This window comes from Oligoflexus sp. (genome assembly GCF_035638955.1).
In the GTDB taxonomy this organism is placed as follows: Bacteria; Bdellovibrionota_B; Oligoflexia; order Oligoflexales; family Oligoflexaceae; genus Oligoflexus.
The window spans coordinates 1-23207 of the sequence record NZ_DASQYZ010000471.1 but is presented as its reverse complement, the minus strand read 5'-3'; the positions used below and the strand labels follow the sequence as shown (position 1 = coordinate 23207).

The window sequence follows — 23207 nt, the reverse complement described above, 5'->3', positions numbered from 1 at the left end:
CCCGGACCGTTTTTAAAGTCAAGGAAGACCGAAGTGCGGGAAGCTATACTTTCTGCCCTCGTGATTTTCAATACCTTGCTGGCTCTGAAAAGTCGCCACGCAGGCCGAAAAAACATAGTAGTTGGCCCAGAATGAAGGTCGCTGACACCTGCGGCAAACTAAGCTTGAAGCACTTTCCCTGCCTCGCTTTTATCGCAGAAAAGGGACCAATCTGTTCATAGCCAAAGCGTTCACCTGCTTGTATGGCAGTGACAGAAACCAGTGTTTTTGTCGCGCCCAACACCCATCGTGTTGGAAGCCAGCAAACCAGTTGTTTCGTCATGAGTCAAACCCTTAATAATAGGCTATCCACCTATGATAAGGGTTCGCTCAAGTTCAGGTCAATGCGCAGTCACACGAAAGCGGGTGATGCGTTTCTCAATCAAGGAAAATAGCATGGGAAGAATGAAAAGAGTCAGCACTGTTGACGACAGAATGCCGCCCGTGACCACGGTCGCCAAAGGCTTTTGGACTTCAGCGCCCATGCCTTGGGAAAACATCATCGGCAGAAATCCGAAGATGGCCACCAGCGCCGTCATCACCACTGGCCTCAGACGAGCCACCGTTGCGGACATAATCATTGGAATTCCGCTCTGGCCCTGCGCCTTATGAGTGTTATAAAAGCCAATGAGGACCACACCATTCAGCACCGCGATGCCCGACAACGCAATAAAGCCGACGCCTGCGGAAATGGAAAAGGGCAAATCATTCAGGATGAGATTTAAAATCCCACCCACCCAGGCCAAAGGAATTCCGATGAAGATCAGCAGGGTTTCCCAAACATTGCCAAAGGCCGCGTAAACCATGAAAAAGACCAGACAGAGTGCCAGCGGTGTCAGGATCAGAAGACGCAAACGTGCTTCCTGCAGATTCTGAAAATTCCCACCCCATTCGATAAACGTGTTTTCTGGCAACTTGATATTTTTGGCAATTCGCTCCTGGGCGTCCTGCACAAAACTTTCGGTATCCCGTCCCCGTAGGTTTACCAGAACTGCAGAACGCCGCATGCCGTTCTCTCGATTGATGGAACCATAGGTATCGGCAAACTTGAGATCGGCCAGATAATCAAGACGAGTGGAGATTCCACTGCTAATACCCACGGGCAGCGAACGAATCACATCCAGATCGGATCGCTCTGACTCGCCCAGCCGGATATAAATCGGCACCTTCTGTTCATTCTCATGGATGAACCCGGCTTCCTCACCGCCCAAAGCCGCGGCCACAGTTTCAAAGACCTCAGCTACCGACGTACCGTAGCGAATCATGGCGTCCGACTTCGGTTCGATTTTCAAGACCGGTGATGTACCCGCCAGGTCCAGCTCCACATCACCCGCTCCAGGAATCTCCTCGACAATTTCCTGGATCTCCCGCGCTATTTCCAGGTTCTTATCCAGGTCATTGCCAAACACTTTGATGGCCACATCCGCGCGGGTTCCCTCCATCAATTCATTGAAACGCATCTGAATCGGTTGCGAGGCTAAGTAGTTTTGCCCCGGGACCTCCCGTTCCAAGGTCTCCACGATGTGCTGCGCCAGGGTCTCAAAGCTATGCTTCCTGCCATTCTGCAAAGGCCACGCAGAGGGATCCTTGAGCATGATATAAGTATCGGACACATTCACGCCCATCGGATCCGTGGCGACTTCACTGGTTCCGATTCGGGAAAAGACATGCAGAACTTCCGGCTGCTCGCGCAAGACACGTTCCGCTGTTTTTTGAAAGGCCACGGACTGATCCAGACTGATATTCACCGGCCGGATCATATGAAAGGCATAGGACCCTTCACCCAATTGCGGCAGGAAAACAGCCCCCATGCGCGAAAAGAGAAAGAGTGAACCGCCAACGGCCAGCAGCGCGACCAGAATAAAAGCCCAACGCATGCGAAAGGAAAGACGCAGGATAGGCTCATAGATACGGGTCAGGGCCCGCATCATCCACGGCTCGCGTCTCTGACCCTTGCCACTGAGCACAAAGCTGGCCAAAGCCGGCACAGTGGTAAACGAGAGGAGCAGAGCTCCCAGCACAGCAATCGAAAAGGTGGCCGCCATTGGCTTAAACATCTTGCCTTCAACGCCAACCAGGGCGAAAATCGGCAGAAAGACCACCACAATAATCAGCTCACCGAAACCAGCAGCCGCTCGAATTTCCACAGTCGCATCATGGATGGCCTGTTTTTTCTCGGTGGAAGTCAGAGCCCGCCCGAGGTCCCGCGCCCGGGCTTGAATCATCCGCACACAGTTATCCAAAACGATCACGGTACCATCCACGATCATGCCGAAATCCAAGGCACCGAGACTCATCAGGTTGCCCGACAGGCCCAGCGGTCGCATCAAAAGAAAGGTGAGGCTCAACGTCAAGGGAATGGTCAAGGCCGTGATCAAAGCCGCTCGGATATTGCCAAGCAGAACAAAGAGCACCATGGTGACAAGCAGGGCTCCAAACAAAAGATTGTGCTGCACCGTTTGAATGGTGTGATCCACCAACTCCGAACGATCATAGACCGTGGTCAGAATCAGGTCAGGCGGCAACGTGCGACGAATCTCCTGAACCCGGGCATCGATGGCTTTGGCCACGGAGCGGCTGTTTTCTCCCATTAGCATCATGACCGTTCCGAGCACCACCTCCTCTCCGTTCATGGTGGCGGCACCTGTCCTTTGTTCCCGTCCCAGGGTAACCTTGGCCACCTCACCCAGCCGGATCATGCGCAGCGATTCCAGCTGTTTGACCGGCACGAGTTTGATATCCTCCGGGCTTTTGAAGAGCCCGATGCCCTGCACCAGAAACTGTTCCGCTGTCTGCTGAATCAGTCCGCCCCCAACATTACGATTGGCTCCTTCCAAAGCATTTTTCAAATCGGAAAAATGGATGCCATAGGCCTGAAGCTTGTTACGATCGGGCTCGACCTGATACTGCTTCTCATAACCCCCCGTCGTGTTCACCTCGGCCACACCTTTAACAGTCAGAAGGCGCGGTTTGATGGTCCAGTCCTGGAGCGTTCGCAGCTGAATGAGCTGTTCAAAGCGAGCCTTGGAATCCGTCGCCACGGTTTTAAAATCCAAGGTGTACTGATAAATTTCACCGAGACCCGTGGAGATAGGTCCCAGCCTTGTGGTGGCACCCGTCGGCAGATCGCTCAGAACATTCTGCAATCGTTCGGAGACCATCTGCCGTGCCCTGTAAACATCAAGCCCATCTTCAAAAATCACCGTGACCTGCGACAGACCAAAACGAGTAACGGACCGCACGCTGTCCACATGGGCTAAACCACGCATCGAGGATTCCAAAGGAAAGGTGATGCTGCGTTCGATCTCCTCTGGCGCCAGGCCGGCGATGGTTGTATTGATCTGGACCTGGTTATTAGTGATATCCGGCACAGCGTCGATCGGCAGTAAGCGAAAGCCGAAGACGAGTCCGCACACTACCAAAAGCAGCGTCAGAAACAGGGTCAAAACCCTATGAAAGACGGCAAAGTGAATCATACGATTTAACATGAAGTATCCTTGTCAGTGATCATGGCCTGCCGCAGCGGGTCCGAAGACACTCTGTTCAATAATTTTCAAAAATCCTGTCCCTTCGACGGCAATCTGATCCCCAGCGATCAAGTCCTTGCTCCGAACTTCCACCATCGTTCCAGCCTTGCGGATCACATCCACATCGGCTGTCTTCCAATGGCCTTCGCGCTGGCGAAAGACCTGAATCTCCAGACCGGAATAAATCAGGGCTCTCGCTGGTATGGTCCAAGGCGTCCCGGTTTTCAGCGGGAATTTTTGAATGGCAAAATTCTGTTCAGCGTTCGAGCGCAGGACAAATCCATCATGTTCATCCGCTTCCAGGATACCTTGATTCGGGCCTACACCGGACTTTGCCCCTTCATTCCCATGGGCAAACATTACGGACGCGGAACAGGATGCGACAAAGATGATCCTAAAAAGTATTTTCATAAATCCGCCTCCTGGATCTGACCGGTGAGATAGCGTAAATTCCAGTAGGCTTCCATGGCTTTCCATTCAATCTGATGGCGGGATACGAGATGCTCATACATCTGCCGGTGGGCCTCGATGATCAAGGACGCGCTCACCCGCCCAGCCAGGAAAAGTTGTTCCATTTTTTCGTGTTTGTCCTTCACCGCGGTTTCGGCAAAGCCCTGACGCAGAACTTCAACAGCAGTTCGATACTGGCTTAACCAGCGGGCATAGTCCGCCGCTCGCTTTCTATCCTCAAGACTGCTTTCCACTTCAGTCAGGGCAAAGGCGGCCTGCGCGACCTGCAGAGTCGCTTTCTGTTGCGACGCTCCGATCGGCAGACTCGCCGTGACGCCAAAGGCTGGCTTGCTGGATCCTTCGTCCAGACTCCAGCGCGCCACGGGACCGATGGCAAGATCCGCGATGGTCTGCACCGTCTCCTGATCCAAAAGCGCCCGGGCGTGGGCCAGATGCGCTTCCTGCTGACGTTTCAAAGCTGAAGTTTGCTGGCTAATTTGGTTGGAAAATTCAGGCCACGCGCTGCGTTCCTTGCTATGCTCCTGAGGGAGTTTGAACGAATCGCAGCCGGTAAGATAAGCCAGCTGACTGCGAAAGCCTTCACTTTCCACACGCAATTGTCCTGACTTCAAAAGGGTCTCATCACGGGCCAACTTAAAAACGGCGAGCGTCACATCCTGTTCCGGTGACAGCGCCGCTCGTTCTCCAAACTGACGAATCAGGGCGCGATAGGTGGCCACCGTCTCGTCCAGAATATCCTGTTCGTGGGCAATCTGCTGCCAACGATCCGCGGTAATGGCAAGGTTACGAAGCAGTTCGGACCGGCGCGTTTCGAGACCGGCCTGCGTAAGATGAAGCTGGGTTTGCGCCAGACGCTGACGGGCCTCACGCTTGCCACCGCGTTCCAGAGTCCATTCATAACGAACTTCAGCCTCACCTTCCCGCGTCAGCGGAGCTCCGGCGAGATATTGGGCCTCGGCCCGCGCAGCAGGACCAACGCCGGCGGCATCCAACTGGGAACGATCCAAATCCTGTTTTTTCTGAAGGCTGGTCCACTCAGGAGCGGATCGCAAAACCGCCGAAGCCACCCCGGACCAAGTGGACCAGACACAGGTTTCAGCGCCCCAGAGAGGCGCAGGCCATACCATGACAACACAGACGAGAAGAATGTATCTCATACCATACTCGAAAAAAATAATGGGAGGATCAGGAAGGCAGTCTCAAGACTGCCTGCTTTGATTCAGCTGCTGAGGGAATTCAAACGTCGAGGGGAGGACGCATCCGCCTGGTTATCGGTTCGGTGCGCAGGGTAAAGGCATAAGGCGTGGAATTTTTATCATGAGAACTGCCCGGCTCATCCATCGAAGCGGCCTGAAGTTGCGCATCGAGATGAGCGCAATGCCCGAAGTGACAGGAATTGGTATGGCAGGGGTGCGAGTCCTCTTCGGACCCGGACGTGTCAGGACTGATCCAGGTGGTCACCTCATGATCGGACTCATCACAGAGCAGATCCTCAGCCAGACTTGTGATCCAGCTGAGACTGATGAACAGCAGAATGATGAGACCAATTTTTTTCAAATTAACCACCCTTGACCTTGGTTTCGAGCTCCGCCCAGCGTGCATAGAGTCGATCCATGTTCTCCTGAGCCTTTTGCAATTTGGCGCTGGCCGCCATCAGCTTTTGCGTCTGGGAGGCTATGGAAGGATCCTCCGCCTCGGTCTGGGCCACAGCAAGGGCCTCCTCCGCGTGCATGATGGATTCCTCCATTTTCTCATACTCGCGCTGTTCATTATAGGAAAGCTTTCCAGCCTTGGCGCCTTTTCCTTTCGTGCCTGTCGTCGCCTTGTCTTTTTTGGCAGCCTTGCCTTCATCGAGGAGACTGCGCTCCCACTGGCTATAATCGGCAAACGCGGTAATTTTTCCGCCGGTTCCCAGGCCCAAAAAGTGGGTGCAGAGTCGATCCAGAAGATACCGGTCATGGGAAACCAGAACGATGGCTCCGGGAAAATCTTCCAGACTGTCTTCCAGTATTTCGAGCGTATCAATATCAAGGTCATTGTTCGGTTCGTCGAGCAGGAGCACATCCGCCTTGCGTTGCATCAGGCGCGAAATCATCACGCGGGCTTTTTCCCCACCCGACAGAAACGAAACCGGAGTATCGAGTTGCTCGGCTTTGAATTGAAAGCGCCGGGCCCATGAGGCGACATGAATCGATCGATCACGAAAGACCACGGCATCGTGTCCTTCAGACAGGGCGCGTTTTAAGGTCCAATCGGGCTGCAGCTGTTCCTTGGCCTGATCGAAATAAACGATCTCAAGGTTCTGGATCGTTTGCACGGTCCCGTCCGTGGCCGGTTCAATGCCGCCCATGATTTTAAGCAAAGTGGATTTGCCCGTACCGTTGTCCCCAAGGATACCTAGAGTCATGCGGGGTGCGATCACAAAATCCAAATCCTGAAACAGGACCCGATCACCATAGCTCTTGGTTACGCCCTTGAGCTGCAGGAGTTGCTTGCTCTTGCGCCCGGAAGCTTGAAAATCAAGGTTGGCGCTGGTTGTGTTGAGCCTCTGCTTGAGGTCCTGCATTTCACCCTTCATACGCATGGCTTCATCCACGCGATAGCGGGCCTTGGTACCACGCGCTTTGGGCTGACGCACCAGCCATTCCTCTTCACGCCGCAGCTTGTTGGCCAGCGTCGCCTCCTTCACCTGCAGATCGTAGAGGTAGGCTTCCTTCTTGACGATAAAATCGGAATACCCGCCCTCTTCCACATGCCAGCGGCCGGGATAAGCCGGGTGGATTTCCAAAATGCGTTCCGCGGTGCGATCCAAAAAATACCGGTCGTGACTGACAAGCACCCAGGCAAAACTTGCCTGCTTTAAAAATTCCTCGAGCCATATGACCGAACGTAAATCCAGATGGTTGGTCGGTTCATCGAACAGCACAAGGTCAGGGTTGCCGACCAAAGCCTCGGCAATGGCCAGACGCTTGCGCCAGCCTCCCGATAGGGTGCCCACGGTTTGCATGGGATCCAGGAAACCAAGTCGACTCAAGAGCTTATGCGATTCGATCAAAGCCGTATCGTGATCCAGGCCTTCCTTTTCACCCGCATCGGTCAGCACCTCGTCCAGCGTTTTCTGCATGGAAAATTGCGGTTCCTGCGTGATAAAGGCCAGCCGCAAGCCTTTACGGGCGGCAATGGTCCCGTTATCAGGAACTTCGAGGCCTTTCAGAATTTTAAGAAAGGTGGACTTACCCGCTCCGTTCGGCCCAATGATGCCGAGTTTTTCACCGTCCTCGATTGCCAGGTTGAGATCCTGAAATAGAATCTTGTGACTCATCGATTTCGCAAGGTTTTGACAGCCTATCAAAACGCCCATGGAGCACTCCTTCATAGCATAGCGCGCAGAAAGGCAGTTCTAGCACACAGCAGGACCAGGAAAAAAGGGCTCTTGCCGGCATACTGCCATTTTGATGCGTCATTTGCTAAAATAGGAGCAGTCCCGCGATGCACCCAACGCCTCTCAACAAGGACGCAAGCCATGAAAAATTTTGCCATTTACTCTGTTTACGCGATGCTGATGGGGAGCAGCATGGGACCCGCACTCGCCGAGGACAATGAGGGGACACCCGCAACATTTTCATTCCAGCTTTCCGGGCTCAAGTGGGCCCAGTCGGAAACCAAATACAGCGATGAACCCAGTTCGCGGGAAGCCACCAGTCTGATGACCGGAGACCTGGTCGATGCCTTTGTCTATGCCACGATCGGCAAGCTGAACCTTTATTTCTATCCCTTCCAGGATGTGAATTCCCTGGTTTCGGTCAGCTATATGGTGCGTGATGATTTGGAAGTGGGCGTGGACCTGGGATTGAATGCCAATAAAATCAAGGAGCCAAAGAGTGAATTGAGTTCCGATTTATTCGGCGCCTTCGTCACCTGGTATGTACCGGTGGGAAGTTATTCACTGGAGAACATGGCTTTAGTCGATTTCACACGCGTGGAATCAACCGATTTCAATAGCCTGACGAATGAAGAAGAAACCAGCAAGCACACCGGCAGCTATATGAAAATTTCCAGCACGATCGTCGTGCCGATCAGCAAAAACGCTTTTTATTTTGCAGGTATCTGGGTGGCCGCCGAGCGCGGTAAAGACCATACGAGCGACGTCACCAAGAAGAGTTCACAGTTTGGTTTAACGCTCGCCGGTCTTCGTCTGACAGTGGACTGAACATCAGAGACGGATCCAACTCCAATTGCGACCAGCCCTCTGATCATCGCGACGGAACGAATGCCAGATCATGGGATTCTTCCGGGTGCAGCTGCGAATCACACTCAGCTGTTCCGGTTGCAATCCAGCTCGCTTGAAGCGCAGCGCGGTCAATAGCCCGAGATCCAGATGCCAGCGATCCCCTTGCCCCTTGCTCGAACACCAGGCCAGAGTCTCGTCATCCATGCGATAAGGGCTGCGACGAAACTGTTCCATCACCTCAGGCCCCACTTCAAAACTATCGAGGCTAATGCACGGTCCAATCCCGATCCTGCAGTCCTTCAACGCCAGTCCCTGTCGATCCAGAACCTGGAGCGCGACGCCTATGATATCCTGAGCCATCCCCTTCCAGCCGGCGTGAATGGCCATCACCAGCTGGGGATGATGAATCAGAATGGGCACGCAGTCGGCGGTCTTTACGGCAATGATATGCCCCGGCTCGCGGGTCCAAAGCCCATCCGCTTCGGGAAATAGGCTGGCATCAGCGCCCGATTTCACCTCGATGAGGCGGGTCCCATGCACCTGCTTCAAACTGTAACCGGTCTTGGGCAACTCGTAGCCGAGCCCTTCGAATCCATGAGCGACACCATTTTCAACCCAGAGGGGCAGCTGATGTTCAGTGCCGGTCCAGGTCATGCGATTGATCCAGGATTCGATGGGATTCATGCGTGTCCCTTATGCTTCCGGCTGCGGGGCTCGACGGCTGCGTCCTTTGGATTTCACTTCCTGTCCCGCCTTGCCGCTATCGATGAGTTGATGAGCAAGTCCTGCAAACTCCAGACTCAATTTATGGCTTGGCCGGAAGAAAGGCAAGGGGACTCCTGCACTATGACTTTCCCGCATGACTACGGACGAACTCAGGAACGGTTCGAGTATGGTAAAGCCTTGCTGCTGCAGGCGATCGATGCCGGCCTTGGGAACTTTCGCTTGCGCCTGGTAGTGATTGACGATGATGCCTTCCACCTGAAGTTCCGGGCGATGATCGCTCGCCACTTCCTGAACAGCCTGCGTAACCTGATGAATGGCATCTTCACTGAACGCATCGCAATCAAAAGGAATCAAAACGCGATCGGCGGCCAGCAGCGAGCTCATGCTGTAAAAATTCAAAGCAGGTGGGGTATCGTAAAACACATCATCAAAGCCCATTTTTTCAATGGCGACGTCGATGGCTTCCCCGAGTTTGAAAATTTTATAACGACCTTCGAGCTTCGGTTGCATTTCCTTGAGCTGCTCGCTGGCCGGAATCACATAGAGTCCCGGGTATTCCGTCTCATAGATCGTGTCCATGAGTGACTCTTGAAACAGACGAAAGCTGAGTGTCGAATTAAAAAAATCGGCAACCGTATTGGTCACGCGCTCCAGACGGGGACCCAATAAATATTTCGAAGAGTTGGCCTGGGAATCGAGGTCAACGACCAGAACCTTACGCCCAGCTTTGGCAAAGGCAGCCGCCAAATTACAAGTAATGGAAGTTTTGCCGACCCCGCCCTTTTGATTAAAAACGGCACGTTTCATCGGTCCCCCTTTGGAAAGGTGTGCGCTTATATTCTTTGTGGCAAGAATGCAGGGGGATTGGAGCCCAGGTCAAGAGCGAAAAAGAACCCATGCGGGGAACGGGGTGGCCAAGAACCCACCATCAGGACTGTTTGGCAATCCAGGCATAGAGTCCAGACAGCCCACAAATGTAGGATGCGGACCCAAATCCGAAGCAAACCCCAACCGCAAAAGGGGCCGAGTAGGAATGCTGACGAAAAGCTTCGCGTTTGGCTATATTGGAGAGATGAACTTCCGCAAAGGGTAATTTTAAACCGGCCAGACGATCAGCAAGAGCGAGGGACGTATGCGTCCATGCTCCAGGATTGATCACAGCGCCATCCCACCCTTCAGAAATTTTGTCCAGGAACTGGCCTTCATGATTGGTCTGATAAAAATTCAATTCAGCCGGATCGAGGCCAAATGCTTTCGCCAACGCTGGATTGATTTTGCGCAATTCATCTTCGAGGCTGGCCAGCGTGGTAGTACCATAGATGTCCGGTTCCCTGCGGCCTAAGAGGTCCAAATTTACGCCATTGGCGATGAGGATACGTTTTTTGGTCATTCGGGTCATGGTTTCTTCCTAGGATGAAACATCATCTATTACACAGAAAGACTCGAAATGATCCAGCGTTTATGTTGCCCTGGCACCATTCCAACGTTTCAAACCTGTAGGACTTCTGCCAGGCGGCGCACGGAACCTCATGCCATGCTCTGCTTCTCGAGATTCTGCAGCAGGTGACTGAGGATTGCGATTTTCTTATCGATCGTCCGAACCTTGTCCATGGCGTCGGCCATTTTCGGGTCCATCTGGCGATCGATTTCCTTTTGAGCGTCACGCAATTCGCGAATTTCAGCAAATTCCCGGCGCAGAAGTTCATTCCCCGGAGCCGCATAAGCCAGTCGCTCATAGACCTCAAAAGCCACTTGATAAAGACCCTGACGTCGAGCGAGGCGAGCACGGGTGAGTTCATCCAGATCACCTGGCTTCAAGTCCGGTGCCGCCCGTTTGACAAAAATTTCCTGCACGGGGCTTGAAAAGAAGCCTTTTGCCACGCGCTCCTGGAAGTGTTCCTGAGCCAGCTCATCATCCTGGCTTTTGGATTTCAAGGCGACTTCGGTGACGCGCTGCGACTGCTGCTTTTGCTGCTGATTGACCCCGTCCCAGCCCAGGTATTCGGCATAATCACGGCGCAGGATGGGAAAACTTTTAATATTGATATGGTCGATCACAATGCGCGCTTCACCATCCTGAAAATCCTGCACAGCCAATTCCCGCGCGAGACTGCGGGCCTGCGATTCAAAATTCAGGACCACGCAAAGCTTCAGGCGCAGAACATGAGCGGTCAGGTTGGTGCGCAGCGAGGAAGGGCTGGCCTCCAGACAGTTCCACGACTCGCGAAAGAAATGTTTTTTGAAAAAAAGCTGGGCCAGAAACACCCGGGCTACAGAATAATTGGGATGTCTTTCCAGACCCTGCATCAGAACCTGGATGGCTTCCTCAATACGCAGATGCCGAACCAGAATCTCGCCGACCGCAAAAAAGCCGCGACCATCCGGCTTTTTTCGAAAATGATCCAGGGCCACCTGCTCGGATTTGGTGAGCTTGCCCGGATCAAGGGCTGCGAGATGATCAATGCTATTCATCACAGCCTCATTTTATCATTGGGGGGACAGCGTTGTGGCTGTAAAGGTCGCGATATCCGAATACAGCGCTCCACTGTGCATCTGAATGCTGATATCACTCGATGAACCTGCAGGAGGACAGACGGCGGCCACTTCAATCGTGACAACGCCGCAGGTATCCGAACACCAGTTATCCTTGGGTGTGATAATGCCCTTGTAACGCGCTGGAGTGAAGATGTCGCCATTGATTTCCACATTGGGATTATGCTCCGGCAGATCCGAGCGCAGGCCATTCACAATGGGTTCGATGCTGATAAAAGGCACAGGCCTTTGGCCAGGCGCCGCAGTTCCGGCCTCAAACGCCTCGGAGATCAGGAATTGTGCGAAAAAAGGATCGTTGATCACCTGACCTGCTGCGCCGGCATCGCAGGTCACCTGAGTGGTCGCGCTTTTCAAGGACATGGAGAGCGGAACATCGTTGCTGCCGATAATCGCACCGCTGCAGTTCAACTTGCAAAGACCTGGATCTTCGGGTTTATACGAGCAGTTCCAGGTGAACGGGATCACGGACATTATCAAAGCGTAGCGATTCATGGCGCTCTCCTTCACATCGGCTGGCGGGCTTGGCTGCCCTTGGCGGCGGACGTTTCCATTCGTTCTTCATTGCTGGTGCGTCCGGAAATGATCGTAGGTGTGACCATGATCAAAAGTTCTGTCTGATTTTCCACCGTCTGCGTGGAACGGAAGAGGGCTCCCAGAATCGGAATATCCGACAGCAGCGGCACGCCCGAGACCGTGGTTGTGCGGCTCGTATCGTAGATCCCACCGATGACACCGGTGTCGCCACTTTCACGAACCATTTGCGTGGTCAATTCCCGGGTATTTTTCGACGCCAGGGCTTCACCGGTCGAGTCACCCGGAGTATCGCTCTTGATCAGGAGATCCATGATCACGGAACCCAGGGCTGTGATCTGCGGTTTCACATCCAGCTGCAGGTTGAATTTCACTTCAGCAAGGCCAACAGCTTCGCCTGCACCTGCACCCCCACCGCCTGGAACCTGACCAGGAATCGTGGCCGCACCGGCAGCCGGGCGGAAGAAGCGGGAGTTACCGGCCAGGATGGAAGCTTTCTGTCCATCCAGGACGAGGACGCGGTTCGATTGCAAAACGTTGGTGGTTCCCTTCTTTTCTTCCATCTTCAGAAGCAGGTCGAGGTCCACAAACTTATTGAGCGAACCGAAGCGGAAACGACCAACACCGGCCGTATTCGCCGCCGCCACACCAGGATCAACCGCGAAGCTGGAGCCCACCGAGTTCGGGAAATTCAGAGTTCCAAAACCCAGCGCACGACCCGGATCAAAGTTAAAGCTGTTCCCCCAGGCCAATCCAAAAAAGTTGTTGATGGTTTTCTGCACCTCGACGATACGGGATGCAATTTCCACCTGCGGTGTTTCCAGATCCAGGCGTTCGATAATGGACTTGGCCTTGTTCAAGACCTGGACCGACGCTTCCATCACGATGGCATTGGTTCGGTCATCGGCCTGAATTTTCGTCCGCTGATCGACTTCAATATCACGGGCCAGCAACGCGGTCAGACGCGTGGCTATATCCCGGGCTACGGCATTATTCAAACGGAAGATCAAAACTTTGGTCGGAATGCGGCGTAGTTCAAAAAGTTTCGCCTGCTCGAGGTCCTGCATGTACTGTGTCAGTCGAGTCACCTGATCGATACGGACCACACTTTCCCCGATGCGAACCATGCCGAGGCTATACGTTTCGAGGATGCCTTTGAGCGCTTCATCCCAGGGCACGCCTTTGAAGTGCACGGTAACGGGCGTGCTGCCTATTTGACTCGAATAAACGAAGTTATTGCCGGTTTCTTCAGAAAAACTTTTGAGCACCAGAGACAGCGGTGCATCATAAAACTCCATGAAAATAGGCTTGCCGACATAGGCCTGACCGGCGTTGGGATTGGCCTGACCCGTCATTTCCATGGGCTGCTGCATGTTACCCATGGGCGCCTGGGCGGGTTCCATAGGCGCGGAAGCAGGAGCCGCGGCAGGTTCCGCCAGCGCTTCATCGGTAATGGAAATGTTGGACACAGGATCGGGCTCGGCCGCAGCCGGCATCGCTTCCGCGGGAGCAGGTGCTGCAGGGGCCGCGTTCATAGGCACCGGTGCTGCATTCGCGGCACCAGCACTATTCATCATGGCAGGATCCGGAGCCACGCTTTCTTCCATGGTTTCTGTTTCGGTCGGCACATTCTGAACCGCATTACCGGAAACTTCTTCGGCGGCTTTGGCTTCCTTGGAACGCTTCAGGGCATCGAAGGCGCCACTGCCTTCGTCTTCCTCTTCCTCTTCGGCATTCAAATCATCCTGGCCGACAGCACTCAAAGAAAATGATTCGATGTGATAGACAGCGCGTTGCAGCTTGGGTACTGGCTCGCGTTTGAAATCCTCGGGCAAGCCCTTGTCATCGGCCTGCTGCTCACGGAAGGAGCGGATCACATCTTTGATCGGGCGCAAAGCCGTGGGTTCGTCACGGAAAATCGCGCGACGGGATCCCAAATTCTCGGGACCTTGAGGTGACGTCTTGGGCTCCTGCTTCAACGGAGCTTCATTGCCGACCACAAGACTGATGGCGCGATCTTTCACCCGGCGCTGAGCCGCCGGACTGTTATTGAAATATTGCTCAGGTATTTTGTAAACCAAAAGCATGCGCCCATCGCGAGCATAAAACTCCGGCAATACGGGATCGCGGTGCGTAAGCACCACATCGACGACGCCTTTGTCCTTGTATTCCCGCATGCGGATATAGGCCACGGGTGAGCGGAATTCGCTGGAATTGATATCCCAATGGATCTTGCGGCGCAGACGGGTCTGATAAAAACGCAGCACCAGTTCCAGCTGCTGCGAGCGATTGGTTTCCTCGAATACATCAAAATCGGGATTGCCCTGGCTGACCAGTTCCACTTTAAGCTGACGCTCTTTTTCAGCAATGCGATAACCCACCCAGCTCAGAACACTGGAAACCGGTTCCACTTCCTCGGCCGGTGCAGGAGCAGGCTGTGTCGCCACAGGCGCGGCAACAGGAGCCGGGGCAGCCGCTGATGGAGCGGTCGGTGCGGACGCGTCGGCAAAACCAGGAGGAACCTGATCGGAACCTTCGCCGACGGGATTGATGTCGTTGGTGGCTCCGCTCATGGCAGCTGATTCCGCAGCGGCAGCGGCCGCGACCGGATCACCCTCATCACTCATCATGCCGTTCACAGCAGGATTGGAATTCATCATGGCCGAAGGATCCTGACCCATATTTTCCTGAGCCAGCTCGTTGCCGCTGATCATGCCCGCGGTGGGATCAATCGGAGCATCGGATGGTACTGAGTTGGCAAGGGCTGCTTCATCGGCTTCATTGGAAAACATATTTTCGCGATTCTCGGCCGATTCATCGACAAAGTTTTCCTTGCTGCCTTCGGCATTCAGAAAATCAGCTTCATCCCCGGAATCAATGGGAGCAGACCCGCCTGACGTCTCGGCGTTGATGGCGGCGTTGGCGTCCTCGTCGCTGACTTCCAGTTCGGCGACGCGCGCCCCCTCTGCATCCGCTGCAGGCTTGTCAGCCGTGCGGCAGCTCAGAAGCAAAAAGCAGCTGATGAGTGCCAGATTTCTACGCCATGATTCCCTGTATTTCATCCATCATCCTCCTGTTCACACACGTTCTTATTTCGGAGCGCGTGGAACGACTGGGTCGAGTCCTTTTTCAACGGGCTGAGCCACGGGCATACCTGCAGCTGGTGCTGGTGCTGCAGCTGCAGCTCCAACCGCGGCCGCTGGTGGAGCGCCTACGGGAGACGCGGGCGCCACGGGGGCTTCAAAAGCTTTGCCCAGGGGAGCCACGGGCATAGGCTTATTATTATTATCCGGATTCATAAAAACGGGATCCTTGCCTGGGTCCAGTTTGATCACACCCTGATTGGCTTCGGCGGAGGCACCAATTTTCATGGCCACATCTTCGTATTCGCGGACACCATCCGAACGCAATCGATAGAGGCGTACGGTCAGCTGCTCGCGTTTGATACTCAGAACTTTCCCCGACGAAATCGGATCGCCTTCTTTGACGACCACACCTTCGTTTTTTGGAGTCAGAATCACCGCACGGACTTCACCACTTGACAGCTGCCAGACACCTTTGACATTCAGATCAGACAGCGGATAGCGTTGCAAAGGGCTGATGATTTTAATTTCACGACCTTCAGGGGTGACCGACGCTCCGGCACTGGTTCCCGGATCCATAAGAGCGGCAGGCGCTGTAAAAGGATCAGGCCGACCAAAGGACGCGTAGCTGTATTCACCGGATGGTTCCACGATCTCGCGAATCTTCACCGAATTGCCGACATCGATATTGGCTTTGGTGGGCGTGCTGTCCCATTCCTCTTCCACCTGCTCCAAATCAATTTGATTCAGGTCCAGCCGTTCGGCCTGCCGTTTCTTTTTCACAGGTTTGGCATTGGCAGGTGCGCCCCCCGCAGAAGCCTTGCCAGCTTCCGGAACAGGATCAGCCGCCAGGATGCTCCCTGATGGCAACAGCAAGAGAAACATGAATGGGCGCATCCAACGCATCTTACATCCCCTTGAACAGAATCAAACGAGCACTGGTTTCCAGAACAGGAGTGTCACTCTTCTTGGCCATATCCTGTATGGAATTGCCGAACTGAATATTACGCACATGAGTCAGGTTCGGCATATGGACCAGACGATCCAAAAAGCGCATGGTCTGGGAAAAGGGCGCCTGCAGCACCAGGTCCACAGGCATTTCCTTATATTCCAGAGTCACGTTGGGCTGATATTCCTGACCCGGGGTGAACTTGACGATTTTCACGTCGAGTTCCTTTTCCAAATTACCCAGTGAGGCCAGGATGCCATCCATCTCGATGCGGTCCGGCAAAATCTGTTTGGCCCGATTCAACTCGTCTTCAATCTCGGAAAGCTTGGCCATCAGGGCCGGCAATTCCGCCACTTTTTGCTTCGCTGCTTCAAATTTTTGCCGCTCTTCATTGACATCAGCTTCCGCCTGCAACCGACGCGCTTCCAGAGCTTCGCCCTGGTTAAACCAGGTATTCAAAGCAGGCAAAAGGGCCAAAAGACCCACGAGGCTATAGCGCATTTGCCGCTTGGAGTTGCGATACTTATCTATGAGATCTTCGAGTTCCATGGCGCCCTCAGTTCATACTGGCTTGACCGTTGCGGCGGAAATCATCGATAAACTGGCTGAATTTTCCAGTATTATCGGTATCGCGGCCACTGCGTTCACGTGAATTCAACTGCAATTTGAAGTTAACGTAGTCCGTTGATTTTCCATCAGCCTTCTGAGTCGAGACCTGGGAAAAATTGATGGCCACATCGCTAAAGAATAACTGGGTTCGCAGATCGGATTTTTCATAGGCCTGATTCTGTGTCGTCTTCAGCGCCAGCATGAATTCGGCGATCTGGACGTTGCTCGTCGCGCTGCCGCTGATTTCTATGACAAAGGGATACTCGGCGCCTTGGCTATCGACAGGCACAATTGGTTTGGGCACGGCGGCCACAGCCGGTGGCTGTTGATTGGGATCCGGTGCCGGCGGTGGCGGAGGAGCGGCCTGCGGATCAGCTTTTTTGTCGATAAAGGCCAGAGCCGTCAGCCAAACACCGGATGGTTTGAGATTCTGAATGTTTTCCAAAAGGATAATCGGCAAAAAACGCACCAGTTTGGATTCGGTAATACGCTTGAGCGAGAACTTCTTCGATTCGAGCTGCTCGATTTTTTGATTCAGACTATTGAACCGTTCGACATCGGCGCTGAGCGCCTGGGTTTCTGCTGCCATGCGGGCTTTGTCAGCTTCCTGAAGGGCTATTTCAGCCTCGACGGAGCTAACGTAAATGTACACACCGCCGAGGCTGATCGCCAGGACCAGAAGCAGCACGGACAGATCCGGAATCCACCATGTGGGATTCTCGAGTTCTTCAACCGGTGTCAGGTTAATCTTAATCACGGATCGGCAACCTCTTAGGCAACATCAGTAAAGTCGCGTAAACCCAGACCGACGCTGATACCAAACAGCGAGCCTTGGGTCATGATATAGTCCATGTCGATGCCCGATGGCTTGATATCAATTCTTTGAAAGGGATTGATCACCTGCACGGGGGCTTTGAGAACGGACGAAATCGTCGAGCCCAGATCCAGGGTGCTCGCGGCGCCACCGGACAGGAAAATATGGTCAACCTTTTCAAAACGCCCGCTCATTTCCTCGCTCTGGAAATAAGCGAGGGTGGTGTTGATTTCGACCGCGATCTGCTCATTGATTTCCTGGATAGCCGGACGCACGCGATCCGCGATCGATTGGTCACCCATCGAGGCGGAGATTTTGAGCGACTCGGCATTATCGAAATCCACGCGCAGATTTTCAGCGATACGCGCACTGATATCGTTGCCACCGGTGAAAAATTCGCGGGAGAATAAAAACTCACCGTTATAGAGGAAAATCACCTGGGTGGCGCTGGCGCCGATATTGACGGCCATGGTCAGCGCGTCCGCGACCGGGTAGTTGTAGTCAAACATGTTGGCAAGACAGAAAACGTCGCAGTCGGTGATCCCGACTTTCAATCCCACACGATGGATGAGCTCAACGTACTGCTCGATCGTTTCGATTTTCGCAGCGACGAGAATAAAGGAGCGTTGCCCCTCATCCACGAATGCGGACGCGACTTCCTGATGCCGGAAGTACATCTCGTCCAGGTTGGAGGCGAATTGCTGCTTGGCTTCTTCATAGAGCGCTTCGTCCGTGTCTGATTCCTCATCGAGACTCACGGTGACTCGCTTGATCAACGTCGAAACCCCGGAGACCGAGATCGCCACGCGTCTATTTTTTGTGCTGATGCCGATGCGTTCCATCAGCTTCTTCAAAGCTTTGGAAACGACTTCGGATTCGCGAATGATGCCGGCTTCGATGGCCCCTCGCGGCAGAAGTTCGATACCGAGATTGTGCAGCTTTTTCTGCTGCCCTCCCGACATCTCGATAGCCTTGATCGAGGAAGAGCCGATGTCGATCGCCAGCAATGGTTTTTTAAATAGCATGCCATAGCCCGCATTAGTGGAATGTCTGGAAAACCGAGTTTTACGGCCAGTGTGACAAGCTTTTATGAGTCCGGGGACTCCGAAAAACCGGCCTGGTCAAGAGTATGAGCAGATATCATTCATTATTGTTTCACTGACACCCTTGCCTGTCAACGAATGCACGGCGTCAAGATTTTGTTACTGATCGACATGACCTCGAAATTCCTGTGTATTCCTGTTAATTATGGAAGGTGGATAAGAGTCAGTTCATACAGGGATTGACAACTTACTGGCAGCTTCAGGTACAACCGGGGGATTGGTTCTGTTTATCCCCAATTAAGAAGGATTAGTGCATGCTTTGCGAAACCATTCTCGATGCGATCGGCAATACGCCTTTGGTGAAACTCCATAGGGTCGGCAGTAATCTGGCCTGTAATCTCTACGCCAAATGCGAATTCATGAATCCGGGCGGTTCCGTCAAAGATCGCATCGGCTATCGGATGGTCCTGGATGCCGAGAAAGATGGGCGTATTAGGCCGGGCGACACTCTCATTGAGCCCACCAGCGGCAACACGGGGATTGGCATAGCCTTGGCGGGCGCCGTGCGCGGCTATCGCGTCATTATCACTATGCCTGAGAAAATGAGTCGGGAGAAACAGGTCGTGCTGGAAGCTCTGGGCGCAGAGATTATTCGAACCCCTACCGAAGCGGCTTGGGATGCTCCTGATAGTCATATAAGCGTGGCCAAGCGTTTGCAGAAAGAACTGCCCAACGCCCATATTTTGGATCAGTATGGCAACCCTTCGAATCCACAGGTTCATTATGATACGACCGCGGAAGAGATCCTGCGCGATCTCAATGGTCAGGTTGATATGGTCGTCATCGGCGCAGGCACAGGCGGTACGATCACCGGCGTGGCGCGTCGTCTGAAAGAAGCCTGTCCGGATTGCATTATCGTCGGTGCGGACCCGGAAGGTTCGATTCTGGGCGGTGGTACGGACGTCGCCTCGTACAAGGTTGAAGGCATCGGCTATGACTTCGTTCCCGACGTTTTGGACCAAAAAATAGTGAACACCTGGGTGAAGACCAACGATCGGCAGTCGTTTCTTCTGGCTCGTCGTTTGATTCGGGAAGAAGGCCTGCTGTGCGGGGGTTCTTCCGGATCAGCCTTGTTTGCAACCTTGAAAGAAGCCAAAAAGCTGAAAAAAGGCCAAAACTGTGTCGTACTGCTGGCTGATGGCGTTCGTAACTATATGACCAAGTTCGTCGACGACAAATGGATGGCGGACAACAGCTTCTCCGGTCCGTCGGCGCTGGAAGGGTCCGTGCAACGCCTCGTGGAAGCCAAGCCCAAGCGCGCTTTGATTACCGTGAGTGTCGACGAAACCGTGGGCAAAGCCATTGATCAGATGCGGACACAATGTATTTCGCAGCTGCCGGTCTTGAATGGTAACTACCTGGCGGGAATTCTGACCGAAGATCACCTTTTGCACTTTTTGAGTTCGACCGATGCTGTGGACGAAAAAGTCGGTTCCATCATGGAACGTTCCGTCCCCACCGTCGAGCTGAGCACACCCATCAGTTCTCTGCAGGGTGCGATCATGAAGTCGGGCCTTGCCATCGTGCTCGACAAGCACAACCATCCCTTGCACATCTTGACCAAGATCGATCTTGTAGAATGGATGTCGAAAAAAGTCTGAGCCGCCTGCGTTTCCGGTCGCCGACTCTTGCTATGCGGGGGTGGCGGCTGGGATGTTACCCCCATAGACTCTTCTGTCAGTTTCCGTGTCTCAAAGAACAAATTCCACAACTCGAGGCTTGAGCCTGGGCGCAGCCCCAGACTTCGTCTTGAGTCTGCTCGCTAATTTGTTAATGTGAGTCTGGAAATTGCTCTTCAAAGGAGAAGTATATGCGAATGCCTTTAATAGCCATAGGGAGCTGTCTGCTTAGTCTGACAGCCCCCATGCAAGGTGAGGAATTGGTTCCCAGTTATGTTGGAATTACCATGGTCTCAGTCAATGGTAGTGGCTGTCCCAAGGACAGCGTCCAGACAAACATTGCCAAAGATCGCCTGAGTTTCTCGCTCAATTTCTGGGACTACCTGGCGGAAGTGAAGCCTGGATCCACGCCTAGCTCTCAACGCAAGTTCTGCCAGATCTCTGTAGACCTGGATGTGCCAACAGGATGGCGCTTCGCTGTGGCCGGCTTTGATTACCGAGGGTACATTAAACTCGACGAGGGCATCGAGGCCGCGCATAACACGGAGTACTATATCCAAGGCACTGGAATGCAAGGGAACTCGGTCACCAACTCGAAAAAAGGCCCGCAGGACAATGCCTTCTTTTACCAGCAGCAGGTGAAGATCGCTGATCAAGTCTGGTCGTCGTGCGAGAAACAGCGCACCATGCAAATTAAATTGAAGATGCAGGTTACGAATACAGATCCTAACAGATTTCCAAATGCCGAAGGCACGATAGGTACAGACAGCGTCGAAGGCAGTTTCCAGAAGTGGAAACTAAGCTGGAGTCGCTGTCCTTGACCAGACCACAGGTAGGATGCTGAGCTGATAAAGCTGATCCTGGTCGCGTTCCTTGCTGGTGCGATCCAGAAGACCGTGGAGCCATTCCCAAATTCTTTTACGCACCGGCCGCAGGACGTGATCCTGGCCGAATTCTCAGCCTCGCTCTGAACAAAAAGCTCGACAAGCACGAGCGTATCAAGCGCTGCATCCTGATTCACGAAGGTTGGACCGTGGATGGAGGATGATGATGCCGACGCTGAACGTGAAGCGAAGCACCGCAATGTGATTTCGAAGGCGATGACAGCCGAACAGCCGATCGTCTACGAACACCATCTGCAACGACGAGGCAAGGACAGCGCCTCATTTAAGGTTCGAGCTAACGTCCCATCAGAACCCGATTCTGATGGGACAAAGGAAACGCCCTCCACGCCACATCAAATTGGTACACCACAAAGTTATTAATGCAGTTTGGAAAAAAATACCGTTCTCAGGCCTACCATCAAAAGTCGAAACCCTTGTACGTCCCGTTATATAAGCAGCTTGGATAAAAGGAGGCCATCGTGCTCATGCCAGCCCAGAAAAAAATGTTATCCCAGCTCAAACTTTTGCCCCTTCTTTTTCTTTTTGTATGGGTTGGCGGCTGCCACAGGCTCGGTAACGATCTATCCCCTCAGATCCTGGAATGTGGTGATGATGCCCCGGCAAACGCAGTCAAGATTCTGGATCCGAATGGCAAGGAACTCTCGGGCGACCAGCTCACAGCATTCGCCATTCATTCTGCCCAGGAGATCCAAAGGATGCCTGTCAGCAGTCGCGGCTGTGTGTCCGCAGAGAATGCGGAAAAAGCGCCTTTGGCGGTAAGCACCCGACAGGAGGAACTTCCCTGGGCGGCCTTTATCAAGGGTGATGTTCCGGATGCCACGATAAGACTCCAGAACAAAACGACTCTGCAACCTATGTTTCGCTGTCCGGACTTCAGCTCGGGAGTGGTAGCGAGTCCTCTGGTGAGCGATCCTTCCATCATCGTTCCTCATAGCATCAGCGTCGCGGGTCATGAGCTGATTCAGTCGCTTTCTCCCGCTGACATGACTCTTCCTACGGACCTACGGAACGGACCTGTCACACTTGAGATTTCCTATACCGATCTGTTCAACGAACAACTCCAGGTGCGTCCCATGACCTGCTCACTGGTTCTCGATCGAATGCCGCCCGAGGTCACAATGAGCCTGGCGACTTCCGATTCCGGTGAAGTTCAGCGGGTTTCTCCTTTTGAAAACACGACATTGCGCATCGACGATAGCAACCCCGAAGAAATTCTATATTGCGTACACCCCAAGGATGACAGCAGCCGGTGCCAGGATAGAGCTCAATTCATCCGAGGCGGACCCGAGACGAGCTTTCGGGCGCCCGGCGAAGGCTTCTGGTGCGTGATCGCGCAGGGCCGCGACAAAGCCGGGAATGTCAGCGATTCCAAACGCGTGTGCGCGCTCTCCTATCAGAAAGAAAAAATTGATGCTATTCGCAATCTCCTGGCGCGAAGCCGGCTCACGACGAAGATTGATCCGCTGGCCGCGGCTATTCTGGTCATGCGGGCCCAGAAAATTTACGATACGCTGCCGACGGCCGAGGAACGCGAGGGCCTTGAAGCCGCTATCGTGCAAGCCTACTGGCTCGTCACGCCGCAGCTTTCTGAGACGCAGTGGATGGCCTTCGAGAAGGGTGAAAGATTAAGCGATCTGCACGTGAACCTTGCGGAGCGTCAATGGCTCGCACTGGTTGGTACAGGCCGCCTGTCCAGGCTTGTCCTGGGTAACGAGAAGGGTCAGATCCTCGACCAGCTCCCGAAAGCGGAGACTTACCATACCATGGTCGCAAGGAACCATGCTGATGGTCGCACCACGTGGGTCGTCGCCACAGAGAATAACTTTTCCATCGTGGACGTCAGGGACGGCAGGATCAAGATCGGTCCGACCCGGAGCTGGCCTCACGATGAGATGACCCTTATAGATGGGCCGTCGAAACCTGCTACATCTAGCCGGACTTGAGACGGTCCCATTTTTGATCCAGTTTGTCTGATTCCAGCTGAGAAAAAATCCTCATCCTTTCCATCTTTCCCGTGACCCCGATTTCCTCTTTCTTCCAATTCGCC

At 53.7% G+C, this 23207-nt stretch carries 21 protein-coding genes; 5 read left to right on the top strand and 16 right to left on the bottom strand.

Annotated elements, in window-relative coordinates; translation table 11 throughout:
• Positions 1-67: 67 nt before the first annotated feature.
• The 6 genes from VE954_RS38520 to VE954_RS38495 all read right to left on the bottom strand — a co-directional run bounded on the left by VE954_RS38520 (position 68) and on the right by VE954_RS38495 (position 7398).
• The gene (locus tag VE954_RS38520; RefSeq protein WP_324963210.1) at positions 68-322 is read right to left on the bottom strand and encodes a hypothetical protein; all 255 of its coding nucleotides are present in this window, start codon (positions 320-322) and stop codon (positions 68-70) included.
• A 58-nt stretch (positions 323-380) separates the two neighbouring features.
• Positions 381-3527, bottom strand: coding sequence for a CusA/CzcA family heavy metal efflux RND transporter (locus VE954_RS38515; protein WP_324963208.1), 3147 nt, complete (start codon positions 3525-3527; stop codon positions 381-383).
• Positions 3528-3539: 12 nt separating this feature from the next.
• A complete protein-coding gene (locus VE954_RS38510) occupies positions 3540-3977 on the bottom strand; it encodes a hypothetical protein (RefSeq protein WP_324963206.1) in 438 nt (145 codons plus the stop codon).
• Entirely contained in the window at positions 3974-5194 is a 1221-nt protein-coding gene (locus VE954_RS38505; RefSeq protein ID WP_324963204.1) for a hypothetical protein, read from the bottom strand. Before VE954_RS38505 ends, VE954_RS38510 begins: the two co-directional genes overlap by 4 nt.
• A 79-nt stretch (positions 5195-5273) precedes the next feature.
• Positions 5274-5594: a hypothetical protein gene (locus tag VE954_RS38500; protein ID WP_324963202.1), complete on the bottom strand. Its 321-nt coding sequence runs from the start codon at positions 5592-5594 to the stop codon at positions 5274-5276.
• 1 nt (position 5595) lies between these two features.
• Positions 5596-7398, bottom strand: coding sequence for an ABC-F family ATP-binding cassette domain-containing protein (locus tag VE954_RS38495; RefSeq protein WP_324963200.1), 1803 nt, complete (start codon positions 7396-7398; stop codon positions 5596-5598).
• Positions 7399-7560: 162 nt separating this feature from the next.
• Here VE954_RS38495 and VE954_RS38490 point away from each other — a divergent pair, with 162 nt between their 5' ends.
• Entirely contained in the window at positions 7561-8247 is a 687-nt protein-coding gene (locus VE954_RS38490; RefSeq protein WP_324963198.1) for a hypothetical protein, read from the top strand.
• Positions 8248-8250: 3 nt separating this feature from the next.
• On the opposite strand, the gene VE954_RS38485 is transcribed toward VE954_RS38490, so the two are convergent.
• The 10 genes from VE954_RS38485 to pilM all read right to left on the bottom strand — a co-directional run bounded on the left by VE954_RS38485 (position 8251) and on the right by pilM (position 18558).
• The gene (locus tag VE954_RS38485; protein WP_324963196.1) at positions 8251-8952 is read right to left on the bottom strand and encodes a polyphenol oxidase family protein; all 702 of its coding nucleotides are present in this window, start codon (positions 8950-8952) and stop codon (positions 8251-8253) included.
• A 9-nt stretch (positions 8953-8961) separates the two neighbouring features.
• Positions 8962-9801: a ParA family protein gene (locus VE954_RS38480; RefSeq protein WP_324963194.1), complete on the bottom strand. Its 840-nt coding sequence runs from the start codon at positions 9799-9801 to the stop codon at positions 8962-8964.
• Between the two features lie 121 nt (positions 9802-9922).
• Positions 9923-10393, bottom strand: coding sequence for a type II 3-dehydroquinate dehydratase (locus VE954_RS38475; RefSeq protein ID WP_324963192.1), 471 nt, complete (start codon positions 10391-10393; stop codon positions 9923-9925).
• A 128-nt stretch (positions 10394-10521) separates the two neighbouring features.
• The gene (locus tag VE954_RS38470) at positions 10522-11466 is read right to left on the bottom strand and encodes a hypothetical protein (protein WP_324963190.1); all 945 of its coding nucleotides are present in this window, start codon (positions 11464-11466) and stop codon (positions 10522-10524) included.
• Between the two features lie 15 nt (positions 11467-11481).
• The gene (locus VE954_RS38465; protein WP_324963188.1) at positions 11482-12039 is read right to left on the bottom strand and encodes a hypothetical protein; all 558 of its coding nucleotides are present in this window, start codon (positions 12037-12039) and stop codon (positions 11482-11484) included.
• Positions 12040-12050: 11 nt separating this feature from the next.
• Positions 12051-15140, bottom strand: a complete 3090-nt coding sequence (locus VE954_RS38460) for a secretin N-terminal domain-containing protein (protein ID WP_324963186.1) — start codon at positions 15138-15140, stop codon at positions 12051-12053.
• A 27-nt stretch (positions 15141-15167) separates the two neighbouring features.
• On the bottom strand, positions 15168-16067 hold the full coding sequence (locus VE954_RS38455; protein ID WP_324963184.1) for a pilus assembly protein PilP: 900 nt from the start codon (positions 16065-16067) through the stop codon (positions 15168-15170).
• 1 nt (position 16068) lies between these two features.
• Positions 16069-16659 (bottom strand): type 4a pilus biogenesis protein PilO, encoded by a 591-nt coding sequence (locus VE954_RS38450; RefSeq protein ID WP_324963182.1) that lies wholly within the window; start codon positions 16657-16659, stop codon positions 16069-16071.
• Positions 16660-16666: 7 nt separating this feature from the next.
• Positions 16667-17476: a hypothetical protein gene (locus VE954_RS38445; protein WP_324963180.1), complete on the bottom strand. Its 810-nt coding sequence runs from the start codon at positions 17474-17476 to the stop codon at positions 16667-16669.
• A 14-nt stretch (positions 17477-17490) separates the two neighbouring features.
• On the bottom strand, positions 17491-18558 hold the full coding sequence (gene pilM, locus VE954_RS38440; RefSeq protein ID WP_324963178.1) for a type IV pilus assembly protein PilM: 1068 nt from the start codon (positions 18556-18558) through the stop codon (positions 17491-17493).
• A gap of 332 nt (positions 18559-18890) precedes the next feature.
• Here pilM and VE954_RS38435 point away from each other — a divergent pair, with 332 nt between their 5' ends.
• The 4 genes from VE954_RS38435 to VE954_RS38420 all read left to right on the top strand — a co-directional run bounded on the left by VE954_RS38435 (position 18891) and on the right by VE954_RS38420 (position 23103).
• A complete protein-coding gene (locus VE954_RS38435; protein WP_324963176.1) occupies positions 18891-20237 on the top strand; it encodes a cystathionine beta-synthase in 1347 nt (448 codons plus the stop codon).
• A 209-nt stretch (positions 20238-20446) separates the two neighbouring features.
• On the top strand, positions 20447-21076 hold the full coding sequence (locus VE954_RS38430) for a DUF4360 domain-containing protein (protein ID WP_324963174.1): 630 nt from the start codon (positions 20447-20449) through the stop codon (positions 21074-21076).
• A 216-nt stretch (positions 21077-21292) separates the two neighbouring features.
• Positions 21293-21520 (top strand): hypothetical protein, encoded by a 228-nt coding sequence (locus VE954_RS38425; RefSeq protein ID WP_324963172.1) that lies wholly within the window; start codon positions 21293-21295, stop codon positions 21518-21520.
• A gap of 98 nt (positions 21521-21618) precedes the next feature.
• The gene (locus tag VE954_RS38420; protein WP_324963170.1) at positions 21619-23103 is read left to right on the top strand and encodes a hypothetical protein; all 1485 of its coding nucleotides are present in this window, start codon (positions 21619-21621) and stop codon (positions 23101-23103) included.
• The last annotated feature ends 104 nt before the right edge of the window (positions 23104-23207 follow it).

What these genes read in the sequence shown, in the direction of transcription:
- VE954_RS38520 (WP_324963210.1), bottom strand. Translation starts at nt 322, where the DNA reads ATGACGAAACAACTGGTTTGCTGGCTTCCAACACGATGGGTGTTGGGC.
- VE954_RS38515 (WP_324963208.1), bottom strand. Translation starts at nt 3,527, where the DNA reads ATGTTAAATCGTATGATTCACTTTGCCGTCTTTCATAGGGTTTTGACC.
- VE954_RS38510 (WP_324963206.1), bottom strand. Translation starts at nt 3,977, where the DNA reads ATGAAAATACTTTTTAGGATCATCTTTGTCGCATCCTGTTCCGCGTCC.
- VE954_RS38505 (WP_324963204.1), bottom strand. Translation starts at nt 5,194, where the DNA reads ATGAGATACATTCTTCTCGTCTGTGTTGTCATGGTATGGCCTGCGCCT.
- VE954_RS38495 (WP_324963200.1), bottom strand. Translation starts at nt 7,398, where the DNA reads ATGGGCGTTTTGATAGGCTGTCAAAACCTTGCGAAATCGATGAGTCAC.
- VE954_RS38490 (WP_324963198.1), top strand. Translation starts at nt 7,561, where the DNA reads ATGAAAAATTTTGCCATTTACTCTGTTTACGCGATGCTGATGGGGAGC.
- VE954_RS38485 (WP_324963196.1), bottom strand. Translation starts at nt 8,952, where the DNA reads ATGAATCCCATCGAATCCTGGATCAATCGCATGACCTGGACCGGCACT.
- VE954_RS38480 (WP_324963194.1), bottom strand. Translation starts at nt 9,801, where the DNA reads ATGAAACGTGCCGTTTTTAATCAAAAGGGCGGGGTCGGCAAAACTTCC.
- VE954_RS38475 (WP_324963192.1), bottom strand. Translation starts at nt 10,393, where the DNA reads ATGACCCGAATGACCAAAAAACGTATCCTCATCGCCAATGGCGTAAAT.
- VE954_RS38470 (WP_324963190.1), bottom strand. Translation starts at nt 11,466, where the DNA reads ATGAATAGCATTGATCATCTCGCAGCCCTTGATCCGGGCAAGCTCACC.
- VE954_RS38465 (WP_324963188.1), bottom strand. Translation starts at nt 12,039, where the DNA reads ATGAATCGCTACGCTTTGATAATGTCCGTGATCCCGTTCACCTGGAAC.
- VE954_RS38460 (WP_324963186.1), bottom strand. Translation starts at nt 15,140, where the DNA reads ATGAAATACAGGGAATCATGGCGTAGAAATCTGGCACTCATCAGCTGC.
- VE954_RS38455 (WP_324963184.1), bottom strand. Translation starts at nt 16,067, where the DNA reads ATGCGTTGGATGCGCCCATTCATGTTTCTCTTGCTGTTGCCATCAGGG.
- VE954_RS38450 (WP_324963182.1), bottom strand. Translation starts at nt 16,659, where the DNA reads ATGGAACTCGAAGATCTCATAGATAAGTATCGCAACTCCAAGCGGCAA.
- pilM (WP_324963178.1), bottom strand. Translation starts at nt 18,558, where the DNA reads ATGCTATTTAAAAAACCATTGCTGGCGATCGACATCGGCTCTTCCTCG.
- VE954_RS38435 (WP_324963176.1), top strand. Translation starts at nt 18,891, where the DNA reads ATGCTTTGCGAAACCATTCTCGATGCGATCGGCAATACGCCTTTGGTG.
- VE954_RS38430 (WP_324963174.1), top strand. Translation starts at nt 20,447, where the DNA reads ATGCGAATGCCTTTAATAGCCATAGGGAGCTGTCTGCTTAGTCTGACA.
- VE954_RS38425 (WP_324963172.1), top strand. Translation starts at nt 21,293, where the DNA reads ATGGAGGATGATGATGCCGACGCTGAACGTGAAGCGAAGCACCGCAAT.